The organism is Lentimicrobium sp. S6, from assembly GCF_013166635.1.
GTDB lineage: Bacteria > Bacteroidota > Bacteroidia > Bacteroidales > UBA12170 > UBA12170.
In genome coordinates this window covers 1-26889 of the sequence record NZ_JABKBZ010000067.1, presented here as the reverse complement: position 1 = coordinate 26889, position 26889 = coordinate 1, and the positions used below count along the sequence as shown (strand labels likewise).

Sequence of the window (26889 nt, the reverse complement as noted above, 5' to 3'; positions counted from 1 at the left end):
AATAGTCGAGCATGCCTTCTGGAAAAAACAAACTCATAATAGCCAAATCATTTTGCATAATTGATGTGATTCTTTTTTTCAAAAGTATAACATTTTAGCTCATCCCCCCAGGTTTTGTTCTTGACCCCTATTTATGTAAGTACTGAAGATGACGATTATGCAATTTCATTCTTGCTTAATAAGGCTAATATAGACAGACGACTCCCAAACGAAAGCTTTCAGGACTTAACTTTCATATTTGATACACATGAGCTAGTTGAGAAATTAGATCAGCAATTAAAAGTTTCAAAAGTTGATCTAATTGTAATTGATGCATTCACTGATATCTACGGTAAAAGTATGAATGACACCAATCAGGTCAGAACCTTTCTTAATGAGTATAGCCAACTGGCTCAAAGGCATAAGTGTTTAATTATTTTTCTGCATCATACGGGAAAACGGACTGAAGAGTTAGCTCCTAGCAAACATAATCTTCTGGGTTCGCAAGGGTTTGAAGCAAAAATGAGATTGGTTATTGAATTACGTAATGACTTGATCTATTCTGACAAAAAACACCTGTGTATTGTCAAGGGCAATTATTTGCCCAATGAATACAAGACGGAAAGTTTTGTTATGCTGTTTGATGAAAATCTTCAATTTACCATGACAGAAGAGCGAGTGCCTTATAATAATCTAAAGCCTGGTAGCAATATTGTGGAAAAGGAGGCCGTAAAGAAGTTGAAAGATGAAGGAAAAACTCAGACTGAGATAGCAAGAGAATTGAGTATATCACAAGCAAAAGTAAGTAGAATATTAAAGGATTAGTGAATTATTCATTATTCGCCCCTAAGGAATTGAATATTGAATATTCAGTGAATATTCAGTGAATAATACTGATGTCCAGTGTGATATTGGGTTTGTGGGATTTGATATAAAAAAGAAAATATTATGATAAGATTGAGAAATATGAACGGAAAAGGTTGGATGCAGCCATCAGATTTATACGAGTGGACCATTGGAGAATTAAGCAAGGGAACATACGTAGGTGTTGAAGAAGATAAAGTCTTAGAAAACCTGAGAAGTGTTGAGATAATTATTAATAGTTTTAAAAACCTAGCAGGATTGAATTTAGTGATTGGGTATCAAAGTTTTCTGAGAGGAATGCAAGATGGGAGCATCCCTCCTGATCCAATGGCCTGGAGTGCTATCTATTTCGAGTTCACAAACAAAGGATTGAAAACAAATAGTATGAGGAGTGTTATTAATAATAGTCCAGAACTCTTACTTGAAATTAAAAGGTTGATGAGTAATTAGGAGGTCATGATGGAGTATAAATACATATTGGATAAAGGAAGTGCTAAGTTCACCTGTGCTAATTGTGGCAAGAAAAAGTTTGTCAGGTATGTAAATATCGAAACTCAGGAATACTTACCTATGATTTACGGAAGATGTGATAGAGAAAGTAAGTGCTCCTATCATTTAAATCCTTATGAGGATGGTTATTCGGAAAATAATTATGTAGAACCTTATTCATCAGGTTCACTTGGTAAGAATAGAAATAATGGTTATTTAGATGAGAAGAGACCTATTAATGGAGTTATTCCTTACGATATTCTTAAAAGGTTATTAAGTGATTATGAAGAAAATGTTTTCATTCAAAACCTCCTCACAAACATATCCTATCCTTTTCTAGTAGAAGATATTGAGGAGGTAATTTCGTTGTATTATCTGGGAACTATAAGAAGTGGCTATAGAGCTAGTGCAGTCACCCTACCATTTATCGACGTTGAAAACAATATCCGAGCAATACAGGTTAAGCAGTTTAATGATGATAATCATACTATTGGAACAGATTTTTTGCACTCTATGCTAAAAAAACATTACGTTCAAGAAAGTAAGTCATTGCCTAATTGGCTCCAAGCTTATTTAATGGCTGATAAAAAGGTTTCCTGTCTGTTTGGTGAGCATTTATTGACTAGGTATCCAGCTTATACGATTGCCCTTGTAGAGGCTCCTAAAACAGCAGTAATTGGCAGTTTATATTTTGGTTTGCCTGATAATCCTTCTGATTTGCTATGGCTTGCTGTCTATAATAAAAGCAGTTATTCTTATGAGAAGGTGGAGGTTCTAAAAGGAAGAAATGTAATTGTCTTTCCTGACTTATCCTCTGATGGAGCAACCTATAATGAATGGTTAAACAAGTCAAGAGAGTTTGAGATGAGGCTTCCTAACACGAAATTTGTAGTGAGTGATCTACTTGAAAAATTTGCATCTAATGATGAAAGGGAGAATGGACTTGATTTGGCAGACTACCTGATAAAGCAGGATTGGAGAGTATTTAGGAATGACAAGAGTCAATCACATGACAAATGCGACATGGAAATAGCAGCTTTAGAAAAATTTGAACGAAGAATCAGAAATGTTCCCGCAGCTTAACTAAAATCCATCATAGACTTGGAGAATTGCTTCTTAGTCTCACTATCAAATGAACGCAAGTAATTCTGAGTTGTCTGAATATTACTGTGACCCATTAGTTTGTGACATCTCCTAAATCATAATTGAGCCTTTGATGATATGTCCAATAAATTGGTGTCTGATTTCGTTTGGGTGTTAGCTGAATTGCTCACAATTATTATTCTCCCAGCAGTCAATAATTGTTTCTTCTTGGATAATATTGAGTTTATTGTTTGTAGATATTAATGCCTTGTGGGCTTGCCCCGAGGTTCTTCACTTAAATTTTTAAGTACGATTTTATTAGCAGCCTTTCGCTTCATCTCATCCACAATCTTTGCGTAAACCTGAGTAGTTTTCAGGTCTTTATGTCCTAGCATTTTAGAAACAGTGTAAATATCTGTTCCCATGGTTAATTGGAGGGTTGCAAACGTGTGGCGAAAGCAGTGGAATGTTATGTTTTTGGTTATTCCAGCTGCCCCAATCCATTGGTAAAGGTGTTTATTCTCATAGGCTGAGTAGATTAATCCATCGAATACCAAATCATCAGGGTCACTTGGATCTCCTAGCATACTATAAGCTTGGTCTGAAATTGGGAGAACTTCTATGCTCTCGGTTTTTTTTTGGCTGAAATTGAGAAAGTAACCTTCATCTTTAATGTATTCTAATTCTTTCCAAGTCATTTTTTGAATATCTGAGAAGCGTAATCCAGTCAATGCTGAGAATAAAGCAGCCCTTTTTAACAATTCATTATTGCAGGGTGTTTTTACAAGCTCATTCAGTTCCTTTAGACTTAGGCGTTCTCTTCGTGTTTCTTCAGGTTTGATGGATGGGATTTTGCTATTCAAATCGTATTGTAAGAGGTTCTCCTTATAGGCTTGTTTTAAAGCAGCTTTTACTTTGTTGAAATAGGAAGATGCCGAATTTGTCGAAAGTTTGAGTTTATCGCTTTTACGCTTTTTAATTGTCAAAAGGTGTGTTTGGAAGCCTTCGAGGTATTCCACATTGAGTTCGCGAAACTTGATTCTACCGCCAGTATAGTCTTTCAAATAATTTAATGCTGACATCCAGTTATCATAATTGGATGCTTTCCTTTTGTTAGCTAATTTCTCAAAGTATTCAACGAAGCATTTTTCGCCAAGCTCCTTTTTCCGTAACAGTTCTTTTTCATGTTCACTATAGATTTCTGGTTTATTCAGCTCGTTTTCTTTCTTCTGCCTTAGACTTTTAGCAATACGCCAAGTTTCGTTATTTTGCTGTTTTTGGAATGGGTTGAGAGGAGTTAATCTTTTATAGGTCTTAATCATAGTGTCAATGACCTTTTCTTGCTTCTCAATCTTTACTTGTACTTTGTTTTTGTCATCATCCTTACAGTTAAAACAATCTGTCTTAGTTCTGTTTAGCTCTTTTTTGAGATCATCTATTTCTTTCTTTAGCTCAGTTTTATCTATAAATACATAGAAGCCCAAAAACTCTCTTCTGGTAAGCTTACCTGATTCCTGTTCTATTATGGCAGGGTAAAAATCTAAGTATAGACTCATCCTGTCATTTGAAATTGGTTTTTGCCTTAGCTTAACTTTAATTCCCATGCCTTATATTTTAGATGATTTCAAAAAATGGTTTATTTCAGCTCTTTCAATGACTGTTCGGTTTCTTATCTTTATTTTTGGTAATTCTTGGCTTGCAATCAGCCTGTAAAGAGTTCTTTTACTAATTCCTAATAGGGTAGAGGCTTCGTTTATGTTTAAATATTCTTTGGCCCTGATTTCTTCTATAGGCTTGTTTTTGATGGCTATTGTTTCCTCATTAGATATGGAGATCTTTTCGGCCTTTTTCCTCAACTTATAGGCTCTCTGAGCACATTTCAAGGAGCAATACTTGGTTACTGTTGTTTGAGCAGTAAACTCATTACTACAGTGCTGACAAATGCGTTTTATCTTAATATTACTACTCATTGTTAGTCTGTTTGTGCCAACTAGTGTCTAGTTATGACAGGATGTGTCATAGTGTGACTAGGTGTGCCATAATTTCGCCAAAGGTCTTAAATATTTGTACCTTTAATATTGAGGTACAGCAAAGGTACAAATAATATCGTAACTGATAATAAACTCTGCAAAGTTAATCTATATTTATAGGGTATTTAAATACCCTATTATCAAAGGGATGTAGGTTTTTGTTATAGAATGGCTATTTGTTGGTTTTGCACGAGTTACTTTCCGATACAAAACTTACCAAAAATATTCCCCAACAACTCATCAGTAGTTACTTCGCCAGTAATCTCACCCAAATAATGTAAAGCCATACGGATATCGATGGCGATGAGGTCGGTGGGGATTTCGTTGTCTAAAGCTTGTTCTACTTGTAGGATGCTTTCTTCTACCTTGTGGAGGATGTCTACGTGGCGGGCATTGGTCACTATGGTGGAATCTTGAAGATTGAGCTCCTTAACACTTTTGACCAGCTTCTCAGCGATGAGGTGGATGTTCTCATTGCGCTTGGCTGAGATGAAAATGGTTTCCAGATCTACATAGTCGGTGAAGTGGGAGGGAAGACTCTCCAACTCGTCCGTCTTATTTCCTATGATGATGAATTGTTTGTTTTCGTCGTCAATATGCTCCTGGAAATCGGCGATGCTTTCCTTGAGCTCCTCCGGTGAAGATTTGGTCATATCACAAACATAGAGTATTACCTGGGACTGATTGATCTTCTCATAGGTTTTCTCTATGCCTATATTTTCAATTTTATCGGAGGAATCTCTTAATCCAGCCGTATCTATAAACCTAAAAGCAAAGCCATCTATAATAATAGTATCCTCAATGGCGTCACGAGTGGTACCGGGAATATCAGAGACAATGGCTTTTTCCTCTTGAAGAATCCTATTGAGGAGGGTGGATTTTCCGGCATTTGGTTTTCCAATAATAGCTACAGGGATTCCATGCTTCATCACATTACCCAGTTTGAAAGAGGCAATGAGTTTCTGAACTTCTCCTTTAATTCTCGCCAATAGCTCGTAAAACTTTCCTCTGTCTGCAAATTCAACATCTTCTTCGCTAAAGTCAAGCTCTAACTCTAGCAAGGAAGCAAAATCCACTAATTCTTTTCGGAGTTCTTTAATCTGATGAGAAAAGCCTCCTCTCATCTGTTTCATAGCCACTTGATGGGAGGATGCAGAATTGGAAGCAATCAGGTCGGCCACAGCTTCGGCCTGTGAAAGGTCGAACTTACCATTCATAAAAGCGCGCATGGTAAATTCACCAGCATCGGCAAATCTACAGCCATTGGCTCTTAATAGTTCTAATATTTGCTCTTGAATATAAGTGGAACCATGGCAAGAAATCTCCAAAGAGTCTTCGCCGGTATAGGATTTCGGATTCTTAAAAACACTCACCAATACTTCATCAATAATCTGTTCTTTTGTAGCAATCTTACCAAAATGAATGGTATATCCATTGGCATCTTTTAGACTTTTAAGTCCATCGTAGGCTGTGAAGATTTCATCGGCAATATCAAAAGCCTGGGGACCCGAAACACGAATAACAGCAATAGCACCGCTTCCGGCAGCCGTAGCTGGAGCACAAATAGTATCTTGCTTGATGAGGTTCTGTAACATGAGCTTATTTTTTACAAAAATATTCATTTTCAGCATAGCTTGGAACATTGATTTCAGGAAAATGCTATGTTTAGTTTTTTTTGCTCGCTTTAGGGTTTGGGGCAAACAAAAAAAACAATAAACTAGGTATTATTGTATTGCGATTTCATTCAAATAAAGAAAAATAGCGTTCATGGATTTCCCTGACGGACGCGGATTACACTGATTAACGCAGATGATAAAATATAGCTTATTCTTATGATAAAAGCTGGACTCCTTGGAAATCAAGCTCCCCTTGGGGTCTGGGAAAAATTGATTTTCAAGGAAGTGATATGGTATAAAACCAAGCTAGAGCGAATTTATAATCCGGTTATAAAAAATGAGATGCTGATGTCATCGATTGCAAATCCGATGGAGCAGGTTAGGCTGATTACCATAGATGATAAAACAACGTTTATCCTAATATTTAAAGCTGGACTCCTTGGAAATCAAGCTCCCCTTGGGGTCTGGGAAAAATTGATTTTCAAGGAAGTGATATGGCATAAATCGGCTTTTGTGGGATGATATAAAATATTGCCGAACAATCAATTTTTCCTATTTTAGCGCAAATATTATTTATGGATATATCTTTAATACTCTTAGGACTTTTTTATTTACTCGCACCAGCAATTATCCTATATCTTACTAAAAAATCTTCCATCGTTAAAAAATTAGGCTCTATTGTAGTAGCCTACGGAATAGGGATTGCCATGAGTTTGTTAGGGTTTTTGCCCGAAGGAAGTGCCCAGATTCAAGATATTATGACCAGTGCTTCTGTCCCCATTGCCATTCCACTTCTATTGTTTCCCACCAAGATAAAAGAATGGTTTAGTTTGGCGGGTCCTACTTTTATGGCTTTGATTGTTGGTTTGATAAGTGTAGTATTGATGGTGTTTATTGGTTACTTTCTTTTTAAACCTGAAGAAGATGAAGGCTTTTGGAAAGTGGGTGCTTTATTGATTGGTGTGTATACTGGAGGAACTCCCAATTTGGCTTCCTTAAAAGCCATGCTCGATGTATCCAATGAAACCTATTTGGTGGTACATTCCTATGATATGGTTTTCTCAACTTTATACTTTTTATTCTTGATTACCATTGGCCAGAAGTTTTTTAGGTTGTTTCTACCAGCATTCAAACATCCAGAAGGAGTTAAAGAAGTTTATGCCGACGAAGAGGAGGTTTTCGATAAAATATTTAATCGCAATTCCTTTTGGCCTTTGACAAAAGTATTTGGCTTGGCGGTGTTGATTTTGGCTATTTCGGCAGGATTAGCCAGTCTATTGCCTGAGGAGTATTTTATGATTGTCGTCATATTGTCTTTAAGTACTTTGGCGCTCTCAGCCACTTTTATTCCGGGGGTGAATAAAATAGATAAATCCTTCGATTTGGGTATGTATTTCATTTTAGTATTCAGTGTTTCTGTGGCCAGTATGGTCAATTTGAAAGAATTGGTATCTGCTAGCCTAGACCTGATTTATTACCCTGCCTTTGTGATTTTTGGTTCCTTAGCCTTACAAAGTATCATCAGTCGTTTTACCAAAACCGATGTGGATACCTTAATGATAACTTCCACCGCATTAATCTGTAGCCCACCATTTGTGCCTGTAGTTAGTAGTGTCATCAATAATAGAAATATGTTGGTGCCAGGGATTACAGTTGGTTTAATAGGTTATGCCGTAGGGAATTATCTGGGATTTATTGTAGGTGAAATTCTTCAGTTTTTATAAGATTCAATTCTCTGAAATGAAAAAAATCGTATTCCTCCTCATTGTATTCAGTATATTAGTATCCAAAGTTTATTCTCAGGATATTCAAAGGCCACCTCATTTTATCAGTCAGAAAGTAAATTCTTCTGAAATGATAATTGATGGAATTATTGATGAGTCAGCATGGGAAAGGGTAGAATGGTCTGGTGAATTTCAAGATATTCAAGGCCCAGAATTTCCAAAGCCCAATCAGCCTACCAAGATGAAGATGTTATGGAGTGATAGCCTATTATTTATTGCGGCTTATTTGGAGGAGAATCATATTTGGGCGCATATTGAGGAGGATGAGAAAGTCATGTATTACGATAATGATTTTGAAGTTTTTATTGATGTAAATCGCGATCATCATCATTATTTTGAGTTTGAGTTTAATGCATTGAATAAGAAATGGGATTTATATTTAGATCAGCCCTATCGAGATTCTGTTACTCCTGATAATGCCTGGAATTGTAAAGGATTGCAACATGAGATTCATATTCTTGGAAGTTTAAATGAGCCTAGCGGAAATGTGGATTCTGCTTGGACCATAGAGATAGCTATTCCTATTCATCAATTGACTGGAAACATAGAGCCTGGCGACGTTTGGAATGTAAACTTTAGTAGAGTGCAATGGCAAACAAATATAGTGGATGGAAAATATGTGAAGAAGAAACAGCGAGAAGACAATTGGGTGTGGTCGCCAACATGGCAAATTAATATTCATAGACCAGAATATTGGGGGCAATGTTATTTTGAGGATGAGGAAAATCCTGAAATAGCATTCATGAGTGAGCAGGAGTGGGGTGTCAGATTAAGTCTCATGCAGGCTTATGATTTTCAACGTGCATATTGGAAGAGACATCAATCCTATTCTGATACTTGGCCAGGAAAAGAGGAGGGTGTCGAAATGCTTTCTCAAGGATATCGGACCATCTTTCAAAAAGAAGTTGGTGGGCAGGTATGGAGGGTCAACGAGAAGGGGAGGGTTTGGTTAGAAAAGGATAAAAAGACACCAAAGTTCTGGATTTGGATGAGCGGCCATAAAGAACTTTCTTATGCAGAATGGGAGCTTATATTTGAGGAGATTAATGATATGGGTATTCGGGGATTATTATTAAGTACCTCCTCCGAATCGGCTCGAATGCTCGTTCCTTTAGCCAAGAAATATGAATTGCAGTTGCATATTTGGATGTGGGCCATGAATAGGGGAGATGCCCCAGCAGAATTGATGAGTGTTAATGTTTTGGGAAAGTCTTTAGCAGAAGAACAAGCCTATGTGGGCTATTATAAGTTTATGTGTCCTGCATTACCAGAAACTAAGAAATTTATTGAGAATAAGGTAAATGAATTACGAAGAATAGAAGGCATCGATGGGATACATCTGGATTATATTCGCTATGTGGATGTTTTTCTTCCTTCGGGTTTATTGCCCAAATACGATTTGATTCAAGATGATATTTTGCCAGCGTTTGATTATGGTTATCATCCCGAAATGCTCAGAAAGTTTGAGATGAAATATGGGAAGAATCCCAAATCAATTCCCGATTATGCTCACGATTCTCTGTGGCAGCAATTTAGGATGGATCAGGTTACTGGAATTGTAAATGGTTTGGCTCATCAATTCTCTAGTAAAGAAATTCAACTAACAGCAGCTGTTTTTCCAGACCCAAATATGTCGAGAACCATGGTTAGGCAAGACTGGGGAAAGTGGAATCTCGATGCCTATTTCCCTATGGTTTATAATGGCTTTTATGAAGCAGGAACCGATTGGATACAAAAGCGAATGGAAGTTAGTCGAGAGTATTTCCCTCATCAAAATATCTTCTGTGGATTATATTTAGTGGATTGTAAAGAAGAAAAACAATTGACAAAAAGTATATCGGCTGCCTTTAAAGGAGGAGCAAGCGGTATTTCATTCTTCGATTATTGGGGAATGAAAGAACACCATAAAAAGGCCATTCGTAAGGCCATTAAAAAGCAGGGGCTGTGGGTGGAGTAGTATTGATTTAATGAGTTAATGCTTGAATGCTTGAATAGTTGGACTGTTCTCCAAGCCCAGCACCCAGCACCCAGCACCCAGTACCCAGTACCCAGCACCCAGTATCGTTCATTTCCAAATTTTTCGTAAATTGCCTTATCATTTAGCCATCAAATTATTATTATGTATTTTATTAAAAACAAGTCAATTAGAGGATGCTCGATTTTAATATTTAGCCTTATTGTATCGGTATTCCTATTCCAATCAGAAGATATTCAGGCGCAGAATGCCGATAATTTTGGTTTCTATGGTTATTTACGCTCTGGATTTGGAGTAGATGGAGAAGGTGGACCACAAGATGTTTTTAAGGCTTATAACTCGGAAGCCAAGTATAGATTGGGAAACGAAGCAGAAGCTTATATTGAAACCCTCTTCAGATATACCATAGAAGATGAGAATAAAGCCAAGTTTGAAACCAATCTCCGTTTGGCATTTGTGACGCCAACGAGTAAGAGTAATGATTTTGTGACCACCACCTCTGTTAGGGAGGCCTATGTTAGGGCCAATGGCCTTTTTAAGAAAAATAAGAATTTAGCGTTTTGGGCAGGTCAACGGTTTTATGATAGACATGATGCCCATTTAATCGATTTTTGGTATCGAGATATGAGTGGGTTTGGAGGAGGAGTGGAAAATGTGAAATTGGGTAAAGCGGCCAAATTATCATTTGCCTTTTTAGGAGGCTCTATCGACGAACTGAGCTCCAATGGAAATGTTCAACCTGAAAATCAGTTTTCATTCAATAAAACCACGTTCGACTTGAGTATTTATGATATAGAGATAGGATTTGGGAGCATTGGATTTACCTTAGATTTTTCGAACTTCAAAGGGGACTCCATTGTTTCTGAGAATGGTAACTATTCAGTAGAAAGTAGTAATGGCTTTTCCATTGGGGTATTTCATGAATTGCCTTTTACAAGTGGAAGAAATAGGATAAATGTTTTTTATGGCAGCGGGGCGGCAGAAAATTATAAAGCCACCATTCAGCAACCTATGGGAATGAGCATAGAGGCTGGAGTACCAGTGAGTATTGAGTCTATGAGTAGGTTTCGAGCTTTGAATGATTTTCAAATCGACTTTAATCCTAAGTTTTCAATGATGGCTTTGGTTTTGTATCAGAAGCTTGATAATGGTCAGGACATGAATAATGAATTAGATTGGCTGTCGATAGGTTTCAGACCTTCTTATCATTTCGGAAGGTATTTTTCTTTAGTCGGGGATTTTGGCTTCGATTATACCAGCCAATCGGGTTTAGAGGATGGTTCTTTATTAAAGATGACCATAGCACCACAAATTTCGCCGCTTAATAAAATCCTCAGTAGGCCAGCCATACGAGCCTATGTCACCTACGCTTTTTGGACAGATAGTTATATAGGAAAAATTGCTACTTATTCTTTTCCTGATCAGAACCATGGTTTCTCCTTTGGTTTGCAGATGGAAGCTTGGTGGTAGGGATTTATTCATGTATTTTTAAAAGCAACTTATATTTCATCCTTTTTTTCTATGCTGGATTTTAGTTTTTGTACTTCTCCTTTTACTTCTTCAATGTTTTTCAAAATCTCCCTCATTACAGGGTTCGAGGAGGATGCGTTACGTAGTTCTTCTTCCCTTAAGCCCAGTATGGTATCTATTCTGCCTACTAGTAAGGATAGGATAATAAAGATTAAAAATATGATGGGTATGGATATGAGCATATTATCAAATATCAGTTTTCCCATTGAACTGTCTTTATATGCTTCTAAGAGTACGAAGGCAATCATAAGGAATTGAATATAACCAATATACATTTTTGCTCGATCTATATATATCTTCCACCTGATCAGTGTTTTCCTATCTGCTTTTATTTTTGCCATATTTTGTATCTTAAAGTGATTTCATTAATGTCAAAATTACCGATATTTTGTTGGTAAAGGTTTTATTTAAAAAAAATATTTGAAGGCTAATTTAAATTTAGTGTATCATGATAGCATTCTGACTAGTATTTAAACCAACCTTAATAAGAATGAACACTTTTTTGAAAAAGAGTAAAAGAAAAAGCCAACTCAAGCGAGATTATTACTGAATAAGAAAAATGATGCTTCCCATAATTTTTAGAGTGACCCCTATTATATTATTTTATGTTGATATATGATTATTGATTTTTTTTGTAAAAAGCATATTTATGGAATTGTCATTGGCATCAAAAGAAGAGAATAATAGAAGAAGAGAGGAGGAATTCTTAAAACTAAGTCCAGTTGAAAGAATAATGGATTTTATTGATAGATTATCTAAACCAACAGTTTTGCCTACAAAAGATGACATAGGCCATAAGAATGATATTAAGGGGAATTTTATTCTATATTCAGAATCCTATCGAAAATATGAACTAGAACGAATAAACAAAACCCGTAAAAAGTAAATTTTACGGGTTTTTTAATTTCAATTATTTTGTAGACTATAAGTCGCGTTCTTCTTCAATAAACTGAATACCCAATCCTTTTAGCTCCTCTAATACGGGCTCGTAGATGGCTTTATCAATTGGGATTTTAACTCCTTTTGCAGTGATTTTTCCTGTTAAGATCAATTTCGTTGCAATGGCAACAGGATATCCTACGGTCATACTCATGGCGGTATGTACTTGGTCATCACCTTCAATCACCATGCTACTGATAATTTCTCTTTCTTTACCCTCTTTTTTAGCGATAAAACGGTGTTGCATCACAATCATATCTTTATCATCTTTGTCTAACACCCATTTCTGCAATAAGATATGTTGAAGAATTTGAGCAGGAGTGGCGGCTTCTAAACCTATCACTTCATCTTTAAACATGCCTAACCAACGGAGTTTATACATGATTTCACTATCTTCTGTGATACCTACATAATCAGCTAATTTTTTTTCAACTCGAATATTGGGTTCATATTTTAAGAAAGAATTAGTGAATTGGCGATAGGTCATATTTGCACTGTCCTCTATCACATAACTATCATCAGTGCAACCTAATTGTACAAATACATTCCATGCTTTAGCAAAACCAGGGCGGCGCATGGTTCCTCTATACATACTTGGAATATCGTCTAAACCATAAATTCCACGATATTTTAATGAATCTCTGTTTGGATAAATTTCAAACTCTCCATAATCTAATACATTGGTGCGTATGATTCTATCGAATAACTTATTATAAGGGATGTATTTATATCGTCCTCTTTTGATGTACATACTGCTTCCTTGTCCAGCTAAAACCACATTGCGAGGATTCCATGTGAATTTATAATTCCAAGGGTTGTTATCGTATTTAGGAGCCACAAGTCCACCAGTTGACGAGTAGAACTCAATGACTTCGCTACCACCTTCTCTTATCTTGTCTATCACCTGCATAGCCGACATATGGTCGATACCAGGATCCACACCAATTTCGTTTAAGATTAAGATGTCCTTTTCAAGCGCTTTTTCTTTTAAGCCTTGAATTTCTTTAGAAACATAAGATGCGGTGACCATATTTTTAGAATGCTCCACACAGGCTTCTGCCACAGTAAAGTGCATACTAGCGGGTAACATACTGACAACGATATCAGCTTTAGCAACCTCCTCATGACATTGTTCTTTGTTGGAAACATCAAACTTGAAGGCTTCGCCATTGGCATGTCCATCAATTTTACGTTCGGCAGTTTCTTTAGATAAATCACCAATTCTAATTTTCCAATCGTATTGCTCCGAATGTTCTAATAAATATTTAATGAGTGAAGAGGCAGATAAACCAGCTCCAAGTATCAATATTTTTTGCATGTTTTTTATTTTGGTTTGAACACAAGTTATTTAATGTACTTGCATTAGTATTTATATTATTATTCAATAAATTTTTTCATATATTCATATTCTGGAGTAAATTCTCCATTATGCAGAATTAAGGCCTTTTTAATAGGTGCAGGAAGTGCTAATTCATTATAATTAACACTATAATCACAAGTTACTATTTCTTCTACATAATCTACCAAAGCATCGGCAAAAGCTATTGAAGCATCTCTTGGAAGTTCACTAGGAAGAATATCTACAGACATAATCAAGATACCATCACCATCAGTACCCATCTTGGGTTTATCTGTTTTTGGATTGTATACGAATATTGGATCTTGAATTTCAGTTCCAATATGGGTAGCCTCAATACTACCATCAGGGTCACAAGTTACATCTCCAATAACTTTTAGCTTGGGTTCACCTTTGGCATATAAATCTTTTAAGAAAGCTTTAGTTATAATTCTTGGATAGTTGGTGTCCCAATACATACAATTCATCAGAATAGTTAAATGAGGAACATATTGTTCAAAGTTATTCTCATACTTTTCAGGATGATTATAATAGTCTTGTAATTCGAAATTTCCGCTACCATCTTTGAGTTTTGAAATATGCTCTTCTTTAAATATGACTCTATATAATTGATTGTTGAAATCCAATTCTTTTTGGTCTATAGCTGCTAATTCCTCTGGAGTAATTTCAGATATTGGTAATAAGTCGGCAATTTCCATGGCTCCTTTCGCTACGTTTCCATAACCTGTGATACCAATAATCATTGGCCCAATTTCTTTTGGTAAGCCATACTTTTTTACTTCTTCACCAACAGACTGAATCTCATTTTTAGCCTCCTCTAAAGAATCATATTTGTGAGATTGCTTTAATTTAAGGAATGGAGTGTCAAAACCTTTTTCTTTCATTCTTAAACCAAAGCTCCAAAGACTATTAATCATACCAGCCAAACCTGCAAATCGACCAAAGAATATCAGTCTTCTATTTTGTTCATCAGCAATCTTTTCGTATTCAATAAGGTTGATCTTCTTTTCTATCATTCTCTCTAATAAAGGCATGTTGTATTCTTGTCCTTTAATGGTATGAGAAAAGAAAATATAAGTCTTATTATCCTCAAAAATTTCCATTGGCATCTCTTTAACACCAAAAATCACCTTGCTTGAGCTGATATCTTCTACAACCTTAGCCCCAACATCCTCATATTCATCATGAGTAAATATTCTCTTTTCTGATTTCTCAACTAGGATGTCCAAGCCTTTGTCAATCAGTTTTTTGGCATGAGCAGGAGTGATGGCTGTTCTTCTTTCCATCAAATATTTATCTTCGTGGCGTATTGCTAAAGTCTTGTTTTTCATTGTCTTGTGCTAGTTTTGAATTTCATTGATTTAGGATTAGCAAACTTATAAATTTTTTAGACCGTTTGTAGGGTATTCCGGAATATTTCAGTATTTCTTGCACAACTAATAAATAGGTGAAGATTCTCAAAAAAATTATAGTTTTGCGCTTCAATTAAATAAAGCCTTAAAATCTTTATAATGGATTTAGTAAGTATTATAATTATTGCAGTGGGATTGAGTATGGATAGCTTTGCGGTGAGCATAGTTAATGGATTGATGATGCCCAAGTTAAGGTTTTTTAGTGCCGTTTATATTGCGCTTTTTTTAGCCTTCTTTCAAGCGGCTATGCCCGTTTTAGGCTATTGGGGTGGTAGTTTAGTTGAGAATGAAATTAAAAGCATAGATCATTGGTTGGCCTTTATTTTATTAGGTTTTATTGGTGGGAAGATGATATATGAAGGAATACAATCTTCCGATGAATTAAAAATCAATGATGATTTCAAACTAGGCTTTCCAAAACTCATCAGTCAATCTATAGCTACAAGCATTGATGCTTTAGCTGTAGGAATTAGTTTTGCCTTTCTTGAGATAGAAATTTTCTCTGCTGCATTTATCATAGGAGTGGTGACTTTCTTGGTTTCTATGATAGGATTGAGAATGGGAAAATCCATTGGAGCAAAAACACGAGGAAGAATGGAAATAATAGGAGGATTATTCTTGATAGGAATTGGCTTGAAAATCTTAATTGAACATACCCTTTTAGCTTAAAGTGTTAGGCTAAATATACTTAAAGTAAATGTTTTGTTAGTTTCTTAATCTTTTTGGTATTCAGGGTTTAGTAGTGTGTCTTGTTTGCTTTTGCCATGCAGGATTAATCAATTAAGGAACTGGAAGCAGAATAATATTACAGTCATCGAATCAAAACATATTTCTAAACATTTCTGAATTATTGGCAAGCAAAGCATTCATCCGAATCCAACAATATTTAGCCTAAATATCAGTTTTACTATTAACATAGCTCTGTTTAAAAAAGAACAATTAATTTATATAGGAGCTAAATGTTATCAGTAATTTTATTACCAAAATTGATAAACATGAATATAATGATTCTTTTACAGAATATGGCGCAAGCCAATGTGGTGGCAGATAGTTTAAATGCCGCTAATGCAATGATGAATGGTGAGGCGGGTGAGCTGTCTGTAAGCATTCTAGACCTGGTGATGAAAGGTGGGTGGATTATGGCTATTTTGGGAGTAATGTCTATTATTTCTATCTATATTTTCATCGAAAGATATTTAATAATTACACGCAGTTCTAAAGAAGACAAAAACTTTATGAATATCATCCGCGATAATATTCATGGAGGAAAAATTGATACTGCCAAAGAATTATGTAAAAGAGAAAACACACCCATGGCCCGAATGATAGAAAAAGGACTTTCTAGAATTGGTAAGCCCTTAAACGATATTAATGCGGCTATTGAAAATGTAGGTAATTTGGAAGTAAGCAGGTTAGAAAAAAATGTTTCTATGCTGGCTACCATTGCCAGTACAGCACCTATGTTGGGTTTCTTGGGAACGGTAATAGGTATGATTATCGCCTTTTATGATATGTCAATGGCAGGAAACAATATTGATATTCAGTTATTATCTAGTGGTATTTATCAAGCCATGATTACTACTGTTGGAGGTTTGATAGTGGGTATTATAGCTTATGTTTTGTATAATATCTTAGTAGCTAAGGTGGACAAATTGGTTTTTCTTTTAGAAGCTAAATCAAGCGAGTTCATGGATGTATTGAACGAACCAGCAGCATAATTAAAAAGAAAAAAATGGCTATTAAATCAAGAAATAAACGTAAAGCTGAGTTCAATGCCACCAGTATGTCAGATTTGGTCTTTCTACTGTTGATCTTCTTTATGATCACCTCCACTTTGATAAGCCCCAACGCCATAAAACTATTATTGCCAAGTAGCAGTAGTAAAACCATGTCGAAGCAAAATGTGACCATTTATATTAATGATCAATTCGATTTTTATTTGGAGAAGCGTAGGGTAGAGGATGAAAATTTAGAAAGTGTTTTGGCACAAGCTTTGCAAGTATACGACCAAGGAACAGTAGTACTTAGAAGCGATAAATCTGTTCCTGTTCAATATGTAGTAACGGTGATAGATGCTGTAAACCAAATTAATAAAGGACGGTTAACCAAGCATAAAGTCATATTGGCTACCAAACCAAAATAGATTGAATGTCGGAAAAGAAAGATAGAATACGCGCAATAATTGGAGCCATTATCTTCCATACTTTGCTTCTGATTGTCCTTATATTCTTAGGACTTTCTACTCCCTTGCCCTTACCAGAGGAGGAGGGTGTTGAAGTAAATCTAGGTTTTTCAGATGTGGGTAGTGGGAATCAGCAGAGACAATTACCGATAGAACAGCCTAAGGCACCAACGCCAGTTCCAGTGCAAGAAACTGCCGCACAGGAAGAAGAAGAGATTGTAGATCAAATCTCCGATGAAGCCCCTGCCATACAGGAAAAACCAGCGGAAAAGCCTGAAAAGCCTAAGCAAGAAGAACCAAAAGAAATACCTGAGGATAAACCAGAAGTGGTAGAAGAAAAAGTGGTGGAGAAACCTGTTGATGTTCCAGAGAAAATAGAACCTGAGCCAGAACCAGAACCTGTTGTAGATCCACGATTGATGTATACTGGTAAAAAAAGTAAAACAGGAGATAGCAGTGAAGGACCCGAACAAGAGGCTGGAGATAAAGGTAAAGTGACAGGGGATCCAAACTCTAGCGGATACGATGGATTAGGCGGACAAGGAAACGGTATCTCTTTTAACCTAGGAAACAGAAAAGCCAAGAGTTTACCTAAGCCTAATTACGATTCTGATGATCAAGGAAAAGTAGTGGTGAGTATATGGGTCAACAAGATGGGGGAAGTTACCCGCGCTGAAGTGATGCAAAAAGGAACCAATGTAACGGATATCAAATTGAGGAATATGGCACGGCAAGCAGCTTTAAAAGCCAAGTTTACTCCAGATGTGGATGCCGCTGAAGTTCAAAAGGGAAGTATTACTTATAACTTTATCAAACTCAACTAATATGCCTAGCTTTCTTCATCAGCATTTGGAAGTGATGGAGTCGACCAATGAAACTTTATGGGAGCTTTCTTCTAAAGTAAATTTATCTGACTTTCATACCGTATCTGCCGATTTCCAAACCAAAGGAAAAGGACAAGATACCAATGTTTGGGAAAGTGAAGCCGGCAAGAATATACTTTTTAGTTCTATTGTATTTCCAGATTTTGTAGAGGCCGCAGATACCTTCCAAGTGAGTAGGTGGGTATCGCTTTCTATTGTTGATTATTTAAATAGCAAGGGCATAAAACAAGTCAAAATAAAATGGCCCAATGATATTTATGTGGGTAAAAAAAAAATAGCAGGTATTCTGATACAGAATGCCATTGCGGGTAATCATCTATCCAAATCTATGTTTGGTATTGGATTAAATATCAATCAGGAAATATTCACCTCTGATGCACCCAATCCCATTTCTCTCGTTCAGCTCAAACCTGCCGAATACGAACCTCTAGAGGAGCTCCATGGTTTGATTACTACTCTAATGAAGAAGTATAGACTCCTCCAAAGAAAGCCGGAGAAGCTCATTTCCGATTATCATGAACTTTTATACCAACGAGATGAGTATTGTTCCTATAAAGTAGGAAAGGGTATCATCAAGGCTAAGATTTTAGGTGTAGATGAATTTGGTCGCTTATTGCTGGCTGAAGAAGGCTTGGAAGCTATTGCTTATGATTTAAAAGAGGTAAAGTTCTTATAGACTGTCTTTTTTTATTCTTTTCCTTCCAATGAATGGGAGCTGGATAGAATAAAGTACCTTAGACTATAGCTTATATGCTATTAATTGAAGAGCATTCAATCATTAAAACATTCAATCATTAAAACATTAAAAATAGGGTGTAGGAGAATAATAAAGCAGTCTAAAACTGCTTGGATAACTCTTCAGCCAAAATATTCACAAAGTTCTCTAAAGGCTTCTTTGCCATCATGGCTAACATTGGATTTAAGTCTGCATTGAGTTGAAGATATATTTCTGAAGCATCCTCTCCATGAGCTGCAATAAATGTATTTAAATCGTATTGAAAAGGATTTTTGCCATCAGCAAGCATTTGTACTAACTCATTGCTTTTGTTTTGGCCTTGTTTCATATTTAGTGTGGCCATACCTTGAATAGTAAAGGTACAGGTAGTCATGGTTGATTTCCAGTCTACTACTTTTTCGGGCATGAGTTTCTCCAAATTGTTAAAATCGGAGATGAAGTCGTAAACGCGAGGAGCAGATGCACTCACCGATATGGTTTTACTTTTAATATGATGCATAGTGTTTTATTTATTCCATTTATCAGGAGCTTCACGCCATTTCTTTAAGCTGGCATAATCGCTTTTCTGAATATAATCAGTGGCCATAGCAAATTCTATTAAAGCATCGTAGTTTGATAAACTCATCATCCTACATTTAGCATCGTCGAAACGCTTTTGCGCCACTTCGAAACCATAATTAAAGATGGCTATCATGGCTTTTACATTAACACCAACTTCTCTTAAAGCTTCTACAGCTTTCATGCTACTTCCACCAGTTGAAATTAAATCTTCTATCACCACGGCTCTTTGTCCAGACTCTACCACACCTTCTATTTGGTTAGTTAAACCATGAGCTTTTGAGGCAGAACGTACATAAGCAAAAGGAAGTCCTAATTCTTGAGCTACTAGGGCTCCAATAGCGATGCCGCCAGTAGCCACACCTACTATAATATCAATATGTCCTACTTCTTCACTAATCATCTTCACAAATTCCTGACGGATATAAGTTCTGATTTGTGGATAAGATAGCGTTAGTCTATTGTCACAATATATAGGTGAATTCCAGCCAGATGCCCAAGTGAATGGTTGGTTTGGGCTTAACTTAACTGCTTTGACTTGTAAAAGTAATTTAGCAACATTTTCTGCTACGTCGTTTTTTAATTGCATTATTATTCGCTATTTTTGTGTGAACTTAATTCTATAACTAAATATTTCTTCTCAAATTGTATGCAAAACTATAAAGTTTTTATCAATAACAGATTAATTTTTTTTGGACAAAAGCAGGAACTTCCTAACATGAAGCCGACTTATGCTGATTTTCAAACCATAAGCTTGTTAGAACTTCCTCAAATTATAGATCAGATTAAAACAAATCGTATTGCTGCAAACTATTGGGTGAATCATACAGATACTGAGGAGGCCTTTCAGAAATTTGCTTCTCATTTTGAAGTTTGGTCTGCTGCAGGCGGTATTGTGAAGAATTATAAGTCGGAAATATTGATGATTCATCGCTTTGGGAAATGGGATTTCCCCAAAGGTCATCTTGAAGCAAATGAGAGTATTGGCGATGGAGCCACAAGAGAAGTGATAGAAGAAACTGGTATAGATTCTGCTGAAGTAATTTCACAATTGCCCTGTACCTATCATATCTATTCTTTCCATCAAGATTGGATCATTAAAAAGACCTATTGGTATTTGATGCGAAGTGATTTTAAAGGTAAACTAGTTCCTCAAATGGAGGAGGATATATTGGCTGCCATCTGGGTTCCTAATTATGCCTTGCACGAATATATCTGCAAGTCCTATCCTGCCCTCCAATTTTTAATTGCAGATGTGGAGAAGGATGGTTTGCTGGCCTAAACTTAAAATTTTGAAGATAGAACACAGATGACGCGGATTTAGCGGATTTAGCGGATTTGCACCGGTTAATCATTAGTATTTAGCTTCTCTGGCTCTCCAAGTCCCCAGCTCTCTCCAAGTCCCCAGTACCCAGCACCCTGCACCCAGCACCAACAGTAAAATAAATTTCACGCAAAGAAAAAGCAAAGGAAAATCGCTCGCAAAGAAGATAGTGCACAGATGATACGGATTTAGCGGATTATCTAAGGCTCTACCATCCCGCATCGAACTTTAACCTATAACCATGAACCATGAACCAGGAACAAATGAACATCAAACCTTCTCCAGCTCTCCCCATCTCCAAGTCCCTATGTCTCCAGCTCTCACAGCTCTCCAGCTCAGAACCTAAAACCTAGAAACCCCAGTACCCAGTACCCAGTACCCAAAAAAATGCCACAAATACAAAATAGTATTCATGGCATTTTATTTAGTTTTCAGTATTAAAAGATTATCTAATGATCAAGTTTAAGCTTTCAGTTTGTGTATTATCAATTAATCTGATAAAATACATACCAGGTGCTAAGTTAGAAACATCAATATCAGAGTTTAATATATAGGATTGAGTCTCTAAAACCAATTTACCAGAACTGTGATAAATCATCAATTGAACATCTTTATCGAAAGTAGAAGTAATCTTAATCATTTGATTTGCTGGGTTTGGATACACCGTCCAATTTGCTTGCTTGATAGTTTGAACTCCATCATATAAATCAATATAGTAATTATAGATGGAAGAATACGAAACCACTCCATCATTATCTTCTGCCATAATCCTATAGTAGATAGTTAGTCCAGCATTGTGAGCAGGAATTGTACCAGAATAATTATCTGCAGAACCCGATAAATTAGAAATCTGAGTCATTTGAGTAGGGGAGTTGCCATATTGGATTTCTGCATTTTCTATGTTTCCATCATCCGTAATAAGTGCAGAAACTTCTATATCATCTGTTTGATATGGTTCGTCTGGGCTATGACTAATATTGCTAATCACTGGTGCAGAATTGGCACCGCCTAAAGTAACGCTCACATTGTCAATTTGCCAAGTTTTTCCAGTGCCATCCTCCGAAACATATTGGAAGGCCAAATATACTTTGGTACCATTGATAATACTTAAGTCGATGTCACCAGACTCCACCCACTCGTACTCTCCGGGTGACCAGTTTGCTGAAGCGCTTAGGTCGGTCCAGTTGGCTTCATTTGGGTTGCTACTTCCGTCATAATCAGTAGAATATTTAACATAGATAAAAGTAGTATTATCAGAATAGTCTTTCATGGAGTTGCGGAAGTTTAATACCTCTCCACTATAATTATCGAAATTAATAGGACGACTTATCATCCAATCTTCATTCTCTAGATTTTCACTTCCATTATAATTAGACATTTTAGCATAAAGGTTGTCATCATAATCATCTATATGCCAGGTGTTTTCTTCTCCGCTAACGCTATACTCACTAAAAACACCTAGGTCATCAGATTCAAAACCTTCTATGAAGGGCAATGTTAATTCGTTGCTTGTAATCTCAATGTAGTATTGATAAGTAGTTGATTCTGTCATATCGCTATCATTATCGAAAGCTTGAACTTTAAAATAAACAGTGATGCCTTCGTTTTGACCTGGAATAATGCCAGAATAGGCATTGCCAGCATTACTCATGGCGACTATATTACTCATGTTTGACTCGCTTACTCCCCATAATATCAACGCAGACTCAATAGCATCATCATCAGTAATATTTGCTGTTACAGTAACCTCCTCCGCTTCTATTGGCTCTATTGGGCTAAAACTTACAGTGTTAATAACAGGTGGAGTATTTATTGTTTCATTTACAGTGAAATTCTGAATGGCGCTTAGGCTAAAAGCATCTTCATCATCAATAGCTTTCACTTGATAATAGATGGTCGCATTCTCATTCTGCCCTGGAATAGTACCAGAATAGTCATCTCCGGAAGCCATCATATTCACTTGAGTACTCATGGAAGAAGAGCTAGGTCCATAGAAAATAATAGCTTGAGCAACTGCATTGTCATCAATAATATTACACGTAATATTAATAGGCTCAGCCTCATCTGGAGCACCGGGTGTGTGCGTCAAATTATTAATTTGAGGAGGGTTGTTGGTGGCACTGGCAACTGTATAATTCATAATGCTGCTTTCACTAGTGGCATTATCATTATCAGTAGCTTTTACCTTATAATAAACCGTTTGTCCTTCTGCTTGTCCAGGAATTTGACCTGTATAGTTGCTTCCTGTTCCTGTCATGTTTACTTGGTTGCTTAGGCTGCTGGAAGTGAATCCCCAGAATATTTCAGCAAGGCTAATACTTCCATCATCGCTAATAATAGCACTTACCATAACTACTTCATTAATCTCTGGAAGGCTAGGATTGTGGTTTACATTAGAAATTTGAGGAGGGGTGTTTGAAGCCGCAGTCACCGTATATGATGCCACAGTAGTTTCCCCAACAGCTGATTCATTATCAGTTGCGATTACTTTGTAATAAACAGTTGTACTTGCTGCTTGACCAGGAATCTGAGCAGAATAAGTATTCCCCGAAGCACTCATGTTTACTGTATTGCTTAAATTCGAATTGCTATAGCCCCATTTTACTTGAGCAGAAGCTACACTACCATCATCTATAATTGTAGCGCTAATCAAAACGGCTTCGTTGGCGTCAGGGATATTGGGGCTGTGGGTAAGATTAGTAATTTGAGGGGGGGTGTTTGAAGTTCCATCAATAGTGATACTTACATCATCTATTTGCCAAGTCTTACCAGAACCTGCTTGAGAATCGTATTTAAAGGCTAAATACACCTGGCTCCCAGTAATGGATGCCAAACTGATTTCTCCAGAAGCGGTCCATGTGTAATCTCCATCGGACCAGTTAGCTAAGTTGCTGATGTCTATCCAGGTAGCATTATTGGGATTTCCTGTTCCAGAGTAATTGGTGGAATACATTAAATAGAGAAAGCAATTATTATCATCATAGTCTTTCATGGCAGAGCTAAAATTCAGCTTTTCGTTGGTATAGCCATTGAAATTAATGGCTGGAGTAATTAACCAATCTTCATTTTCGGTGTTGTCTGTACCATTATAGTTTGACATTTTTGCATAGAATGCATCTTGATAATCATCATTATGCCAAATGAGTTCAGCACCGGTCACGCTTACATCTAGAAAGATACCCAATGTTTCATCATTAAAATCTTCAGTAAAGGGGAGGGAGATAAAGCCGGCATTTTCAGCTACTTGATAATTATAAACACTAGATAAAGAAGTATTGGCTTCATCATCTGTAGCTTTTATCTTAAAATAGACTTCTTGTCCGGCAGATTGACCAGGAATTTGAGCGGAATAGTTATTCCCACTGGCACTCATATTCACCGTATTGCTTAAGCTAGATGAGTTAAGGCCCCAAAGAAGTTGAGCCGTAATAATGCTTCCATCATCGGTGATTTGAGCACTAACTGAAACGGTTTCGTTTTCCTCCGGTACTTGTGGAGCATAAGATACATTGCTAATGGCAGGAGCTTGAACTCCGCCCCAAACGAGGGCTACCCATTCTGGGTGATCTACAAAAGGATTTCTATTGCCTTGAACTTCGTAGTAAATGTCGTTATTTCTATCTATTTCTTTCTGGCTGACGGGGTCGTTTTGATGCCATTCTAGAATCATGTTTAAATACCATTCTTCGTAGCAAGGGAAGGAGGTACCATTTAAGGCAGCATCTGAATTAGATGAATTATTCTCCCAATTTGCAATCAGGTTTTCGTAACGTGTGGCCATATAAAAATAGATACGCGCAAAATCGCCTTTATAGGCATCGATAGGTTCAAATATGGTTCCATTATAGCCAGGATAGCTACAGCTACCCACTTTAGAGCCATTTTCACTGGTCCAGCTAGGGCTATTGGTTTCACCAAAGGGCCAATTGCTTCTTTTTCCATTCACATAACCATCAGTAGGTACAATGTGGAATATATCGGTTACCATAGGGCTGGCATCATCAAACCAGCTTTTAGGGAAGGAGTGCTCTCTATTATAGCAATCGCCCTCGTCACCATAGCTTCCGCATTGGTTGCTACCAAAGGTAAATTCATAAGGAGGAGTACCTCCAGGAACATCGGAATACATATCCCAAACTTTTCCATTGGGTTTATCATCAGTTGTGTAATAATGGGTCCATAGGGAGCTATAGGATTGTGAATCGTGATCTTTGATGATATAATAGAGCTCTGTTTTTAAACTTTCTCCCGAAAGGCCTTGAGCATCATCGTAATAGCCGTTTGGGATTTGAGCAAAAAGGCTCAGGGAAACCACAGTGACCATTAGTGTTAAAAGTGTTTTTCTCATTTTTTTGGTAATATTTATTCTTTATTTAAATATGATTTTTTTCACTAAAGGGCGCCAAATATAATACATATATCAATAGCTTTTCTAATGGTATTACTGAGCCTATGGAGAAATTCAAGATTAAAGGCTTGAGAATGATAGCGTCCTTATAATTATTAAAGACTTAACGCTACGAATCGTAATGACTGATATATTGACAAATGAACACAAGAAAGGGCTTTGCTTTTGACATAGCAAAAGCAAAACCCTTCTACCTCTCTATCACCTGATAATACACTGTCATTTTGAACGAAATGCAATGATGTGAAGAATCTTTTTTTAAGGAAATTTGTTTTGAGTAGTATTATTTTGCGAAAGCTCATCAGAATCATGTTGATTCAATGGGTGTGCAAAAAAAAATGCCGTCCCCGATTTGAGGATGGCATTTTAATAGGTTAATCTAAATTATTGTAGGATAAATATTTCGCTTATTTAAGAAAAGAGCTTAGTTTATTAGCATCCACCGCCACTTGATTTAGCAGCTTTAGTTTTCTCAGCGGGTACTAAAACAGCATCAATCACGTGGATAACACCATTGGTTGCCATAATATCAGTTGAAACAACGTTGGAGTTTTTATTGATTTTAACTCCTTTAGAAGACGCATTAACCATCAACTGGGCATCAGTATTAAGAGTAGAAACATCACCTGATTTAACAGAAGCTGCCATTACATTACCGCTTACAACGTGATACAATAAGATAGGTGTCAACTGGTCTTTAGTTAAGTCAGTAATCCCATCTACTCCAAGTTCATTAAAAAGATTTTCGAAGGCTTCGTTTGTTGGAGCAAATACAGTAAATGGTCCATCAGCACTTAAGGCGTCTACTAATTCTGCTTTTGATAATGCCTCAACAAGAATGCTGAAGTCATCATTGGAAACAGCAATTTCAACGATAGTTTTTGTGGCCTTCGCTGGAGATTTTGCCATGGTACTTGAGAAACTGAAAGTTAATACAACGATTAATGTCATCATGTTTCTTAGTGTGGTGTTTAGTTTTAAAGTTTTCATTTTTCTATGTTTTTGTTATTATTTATAAATTTCTAAAAGAATATTTATTTGTTTAATGATTACGATGCAAACTTAGACAAAAAAATATTATGTTTAATTAAATTAACATATTGTTAAACAAAATGATTTCTGAATGCTAATTGTGATCAATTATGATAAATATGAGAAAAAATGATGATATTGCTTTGGTGACCTTGCAAATCAAGTTTCATCCATGATGCCTTGATCATTCTTTTGAATTGTTCATTTATGCCAAGTATACAGGAAAAGCTCTTTAAACTATTTTGCTCTTGAAATGGTAAATGCCGATACATAATCAATGTGACTTCTGGATTATAAGGCATTAATTTCTTTTTAAGTTTTCTAAATACAGCCTATTGTTTTAAGAAAAGCAAAGCATCAATAAGTAAAAAGAAGCTTAGAAGTTGAAATGATGACCTAGGTGAAAGTCCATTATGATGTATATCGAAATTGATTATGATATAGATTAGAATCTATTATGATATAGGTGAAAATATTTATGTTGATAGTTTTACCTTCGGATATTACCATGAACACGTTGTACATCACAAAGATACGAAATATTTTACACTCTGATTAAACACGTACCTTTAGTTTTACTGGCTCATGTTAATTTTTATGGGGAGAATCAGAATAAAGAGTTCGGATTAAAGAGTAGCAAATATGAATTGATGTTTTGCTTCACAAGGCATAATATTTAGTGTAGATTGAAATTATAGCCTTTTTTA

General features: G+C 36.3%; 24 protein-coding genes. 14 read left to right on the top strand and 10 right to left on the bottom strand.

All coding sequences use genetic code 11. The features are described 5' to 3' along the window. Positions 1–120 precede the first annotated feature (120 nt). From HNS40_RS17675 to HNS40_RS17665, 3 genes are all read left to right on the top strand, one after another. Positions 121–804, top strand: coding sequence for an AAA family ATPase (locus HNS40_RS17675; RefSeq protein ID WP_172283328.1), 684 nt, complete (start codon positions 121–123; stop codon positions 802–804). A 123-nt stretch (positions 805–927) separates the two neighbouring features. After that, positions 928–1293, top strand: a complete 366-nt coding sequence (locus tag HNS40_RS17670; protein WP_172283327.1) for a hypothetical protein — start codon at positions 928–930, stop codon at positions 1291–1293. Between the two features lie 6 nt (positions 1294–1299). After that, positions 1300–2415, top strand: a complete 1116-nt coding sequence (locus HNS40_RS17665) for a DUF6371 domain-containing protein (protein ID WP_216664192.1) — start codon at positions 1300–1302, stop codon at positions 2413–2415. Positions 2416–2675: 260 nt separating this feature from the next. Here HNS40_RS17665 and HNS40_RS17660 read toward each other — a convergent pair whose 3' ends face one another. The 3 genes from HNS40_RS17660 to mnmE all read right to left on the bottom strand — a co-directional run bounded on the left by HNS40_RS17660 (position 2676) and on the right by mnmE (position 6040). Further along, positions 2676–4019 carry a site-specific integrase gene (locus HNS40_RS17660; RefSeq protein WP_216664191.1) on the bottom strand — a complete coding sequence of 448 codons (1344 nt, stop codon included), beginning with the start codon at positions 4017–4019 and terminating at the stop codon, positions 2676–2678. A gap of 3 nt (positions 4020–4022) precedes the next feature. Then, the gene (locus tag HNS40_RS17655) at positions 4023–4385 is read right to left on the bottom strand and encodes a helix-turn-helix domain-containing protein (protein WP_172283326.1); all 363 of its coding nucleotides are present in this window, start codon (positions 4383–4385) and stop codon (positions 4023–4025) included. Positions 4386–4639: 254 nt separating this feature from the next. Then, positions 4640–6040, bottom strand: a complete 1401-nt coding sequence (gene mnmE, locus HNS40_RS17650) for a tRNA uridine-5-carboxymethylaminomethyl(34) synthesis GTPase MnmE (RefSeq protein WP_172283325.1) — start codon at positions 6038–6040, stop codon at positions 4640–4642. 237 nt (positions 6041–6277) lie between these two features. On the opposite strand from mnmE, the gene HNS40_RS17645 reads away from it, so the two are divergent. The 4 genes from HNS40_RS17645 to HNS40_RS17630 all read left to right on the top strand — a co-directional run bounded on the left by HNS40_RS17645 (position 6278) and on the right by HNS40_RS17630 (position 11290). After that, positions 6278–6583 carry a hypothetical protein gene (locus HNS40_RS17645; RefSeq protein ID WP_172283324.1) on the top strand — a complete coding sequence of 102 codons (306 nt, stop codon included), beginning with the start codon at positions 6278–6280 and terminating at the stop codon, positions 6581–6583. Positions 6584–6636: 53 nt separating this feature from the next. Further along, positions 6637–7785, top strand: a complete 1149-nt coding sequence (locus HNS40_RS17640) for a DUF819 family protein (RefSeq protein ID WP_172283323.1) — start codon at positions 6637–6639, stop codon at positions 7783–7785. 16 nt (positions 7786–7801) lie between these two features. Continuing rightward, positions 7802–9802, top strand: coding sequence for a sugar-binding protein (locus tag HNS40_RS17635; RefSeq protein WP_172283322.1), 2001 nt, complete (start codon positions 7802–7804; stop codon positions 9800–9802). Between the two features lie 162 nt (positions 9803–9964). Beyond that, a complete protein-coding gene (locus HNS40_RS17630; protein WP_172283321.1) occupies positions 9965–11290 on the top strand; it encodes a carbohydrate porin in 1326 nt (441 codons plus the stop codon). 29 nt (positions 11291–11319) lie between these two features. Here HNS40_RS17630 and HNS40_RS17625 read toward each other — a convergent pair whose 3' ends face one another. After that, entirely contained in the window at positions 11320–11691 is a 372-nt protein-coding gene (locus HNS40_RS17625) for a hypothetical protein (RefSeq protein WP_172283319.1), read from the bottom strand. A gap of 308 nt (positions 11692–11999) precedes the next feature. Between HNS40_RS17625 and HNS40_RS17620 the strand changes: the two genes are divergently transcribed. Further along, on the top strand, positions 12000–12236 hold the full coding sequence (locus HNS40_RS17620; protein ID WP_172283317.1) for a hypothetical protein: 237 nt from the start codon (positions 12000–12002) through the stop codon (positions 12234–12236). A gap of 36 nt (positions 12237–12272) precedes the next feature. Here the strand turns inward: HNS40_RS17620 and HNS40_RS17615 are convergent, their stop codons facing one another. Then, positions 12273–13607, bottom strand: a complete 1335-nt coding sequence (locus tag HNS40_RS17615; RefSeq protein WP_172283315.1) for a saccharopine dehydrogenase family protein — start codon at positions 13605–13607, stop codon at positions 12273–12275. A gap of 59 nt (positions 13608–13666) precedes the next feature. After that, complete coding sequence (locus tag HNS40_RS17610; protein WP_172283313.1) at positions 13667–14977, bottom strand: bifunctional lysine ketoglutarate reductase /saccharopine dehydrogenase family protein; 1311 nt, start codon at positions 14975–14977, stop codon at positions 13667–13669. Positions 14978–15157: 180 nt separating this feature from the next. Between HNS40_RS17610 and HNS40_RS17605 the strand changes: the two genes are divergently transcribed. From HNS40_RS17605 to HNS40_RS17585, 5 genes are all read left to right on the top strand, one after another. Further along, positions 15158–15727: a manganese efflux pump MntP family protein gene (locus HNS40_RS17605; protein WP_172283311.1), complete on the top strand. Its 570-nt coding sequence runs from the start codon at positions 15158–15160 to the stop codon at positions 15725–15727. A gap of 326 nt (positions 15728–16053) precedes the next feature. Continuing rightward, positions 16054–16776 carry a MotA/TolQ/ExbB proton channel family protein gene (locus tag HNS40_RS17600; protein ID WP_172283309.1) on the top strand — a complete coding sequence of 241 codons (723 nt, stop codon included), beginning with the start codon at positions 16054–16056 and terminating at the stop codon, positions 16774–16776. Positions 16777–16790: 14 nt separating this feature from the next. Next, positions 16791–17201 (top strand): biopolymer transporter ExbD, encoded by a 411-nt coding sequence (locus HNS40_RS17595; protein WP_172283307.1) that lies wholly within the window; start codon positions 16791–16793, stop codon positions 17199–17201. Between the two features lie 5 nt (positions 17202–17206). Next, entirely contained in the window at positions 17207–18064 is an 858-nt protein-coding gene (locus HNS40_RS17590; protein ID WP_172283304.1) for an energy transducer TonB, read from the top strand. A gap of 1 nt (position 18065) precedes the next feature. Further along, on the top strand, positions 18066–18800 hold the full coding sequence (locus HNS40_RS17585) for a biotin--[acetyl-CoA-carboxylase] ligase (RefSeq protein WP_172283302.1): 735 nt from the start codon (positions 18066–18068) through the stop codon (positions 18798–18800). Positions 18801–18960: 160 nt separating this feature from the next. Here the strand turns inward: HNS40_RS17585 and HNS40_RS17580 are convergent, their stop codons facing one another. Continuing rightward, a complete protein-coding gene (locus HNS40_RS17580; protein WP_172283300.1) occupies positions 18961–19359 on the bottom strand; it encodes an SRPBCC family protein in 399 nt (132 codons plus the stop codon). 6 nt (positions 19360–19365) lie between these two features. Continuing rightward, entirely contained in the window at positions 19366–20007 is a 642-nt protein-coding gene (gene pyrE, locus HNS40_RS17575) for an orotate phosphoribosyltransferase (protein WP_172283298.1), read from the bottom strand. A gap of 60 nt (positions 20008–20067) precedes the next feature. Between pyrE and HNS40_RS17570 the strand changes: the two genes are divergently transcribed. After that, positions 20068–20700, top strand: coding sequence for an NUDIX hydrolase (locus HNS40_RS17570; RefSeq protein ID WP_172283296.1), 633 nt, complete (start codon positions 20068–20070; stop codon positions 20698–20700). Positions 20701–21187: 487 nt separating this feature from the next. On the opposite strand, the gene HNS40_RS17565 is transcribed toward HNS40_RS17570, so the two are convergent. Together HNS40_RS17565 and HNS40_RS17560 are read right to left on the bottom strand one after the other, a co-directional pair. Further along, positions 21188–25090 (bottom strand): endonuclease, encoded by a 3903-nt coding sequence (locus HNS40_RS17565; RefSeq protein WP_172283294.1) that lies wholly within the window; start codon positions 25088–25090, stop codon positions 21188–21190. A gap of 492 nt (positions 25091–25582) precedes the next feature. After that, positions 25583–26140 (bottom strand): fasciclin domain-containing protein, encoded by a 558-nt coding sequence (locus HNS40_RS17560; protein ID WP_216664190.1) that lies wholly within the window; start codon positions 26138–26140, stop codon positions 25583–25585. Positions 26141–26889 lie beyond the last annotated feature (749 nt).

Excerpts from the sequence above, each read along its gene's own strand:
- HNS40_RS17670 (WP_172283327.1), top strand. The coding sequence starts at position 928 with ATGATAAGATTGAGAAATATGAACGGAAAAGGTTGGATGCAGCCATCA.
- HNS40_RS17665 (WP_216664192.1), top strand. The coding sequence starts at position 1,300 with ATGATGGAGTATAAATACATATTGGATAAAGGAAGTGCTAAGTTCACC.
- HNS40_RS17660 (WP_216664191.1), bottom strand. The coding sequence starts at position 4,019 with ATGGGAATTAAAGTTAAGCTAAGGCAAAAACCAATTTCAAATGACAGG.
- HNS40_RS17655 (WP_172283326.1), bottom strand. The coding sequence starts at position 4,385 with ATGAGTAGTAATATTAAGATAAAACGCATTTGTCAGCACTGTAGTAAT.
- mnmE (WP_172283325.1), bottom strand. The coding sequence starts at position 6,040 with ATGTTACAGAACCTCATCAAGCAAGATACTATTTGTGCTCCAGCTACG.
- HNS40_RS17645 (WP_172283324.1), top strand. The coding sequence starts at position 6,278 with ATGATAAAAGCTGGACTCCTTGGAAATCAAGCTCCCCTTGGGGTCTGG.
- HNS40_RS17640 (WP_172283323.1), top strand. The coding sequence starts at position 6,637 with ATGGATATATCTTTAATACTCTTAGGACTTTTTTATTTACTCGCACCA.
- HNS40_RS17635 (WP_172283322.1), top strand. The coding sequence starts at position 7,802 with ATGAAAAAAATCGTATTCCTCCTCATTGTATTCAGTATATTAGTATCC.
- HNS40_RS17630 (WP_172283321.1), top strand. The coding sequence starts at position 9,965 with ATGTATTTTATTAAAAACAAGTCAATTAGAGGATGCTCGATTTTAATA.
- HNS40_RS17625 (WP_172283319.1), bottom strand. The coding sequence starts at position 11,691 with ATGGCAAAAATAAAAGCAGATAGGAAAACACTGATCAGGTGGAAGATA.
- HNS40_RS17620 (WP_172283317.1), top strand. The coding sequence starts at position 12,000 with ATGGAATTGTCATTGGCATCAAAAGAAGAGAATAATAGAAGAAGAGAG.
- HNS40_RS17615 (WP_172283315.1), bottom strand. The coding sequence starts at position 13,607 with ATGCAAAAAATATTGATACTTGGAGCTGGTTTATCTGCCTCTTCACTC.
- HNS40_RS17610 (WP_172283313.1), bottom strand. The coding sequence starts at position 14,977 with ATGAAAAACAAGACTTTAGCAATACGCCACGAAGATAAATATTTGATG.
- HNS40_RS17605 (WP_172283311.1), top strand. The coding sequence starts at position 15,158 with ATGGATTTAGTAAGTATTATAATTATTGCAGTGGGATTGAGTATGGAT.
- HNS40_RS17600 (WP_172283309.1), top strand. The coding sequence starts at position 16,054 with ATGAATATAATGATTCTTTTACAGAATATGGCGCAAGCCAATGTGGTG.
- HNS40_RS17595 (WP_172283307.1), top strand. The coding sequence starts at position 16,791 with ATGGCTATTAAATCAAGAAATAAACGTAAAGCTGAGTTCAATGCCACC.
- HNS40_RS17590 (WP_172283304.1), top strand. The coding sequence starts at position 17,207 with ATGTCGGAAAAGAAAGATAGAATACGCGCAATAATTGGAGCCATTATC.
- HNS40_RS17585 (WP_172283302.1), top strand. The coding sequence starts at position 18,066 with ATGCCTAGCTTTCTTCATCAGCATTTGGAAGTGATGGAGTCGACCAAT.
- HNS40_RS17580 (WP_172283300.1), bottom strand. The coding sequence starts at position 19,359 with ATGCATCATATTAAAAGTAAAACCATATCGGTGAGTGCATCTGCTCCT.
- pyrE (WP_172283298.1), bottom strand. The coding sequence starts at position 20,007 with ATGCAATTAAAAAACGACGTAGCAGAAAATGTTGCTAAATTACTTTTA.
- HNS40_RS17570 (WP_172283296.1), top strand. The coding sequence starts at position 20,068 with ATGCAAAACTATAAAGTTTTTATCAATAACAGATTAATTTTTTTTGGA.
- HNS40_RS17565 (WP_172283294.1), bottom strand. The coding sequence starts at position 25,090 with ATGAGAAAAACACTTTTAACACTAATGGTCACTGTGGTTTCCCTGAGC.
- HNS40_RS17560 (WP_216664190.1), bottom strand. The coding sequence starts at position 26,140 with ATGAAAACTTTAAAACTAAACACCACACTAAGAAACATGATGACATTA.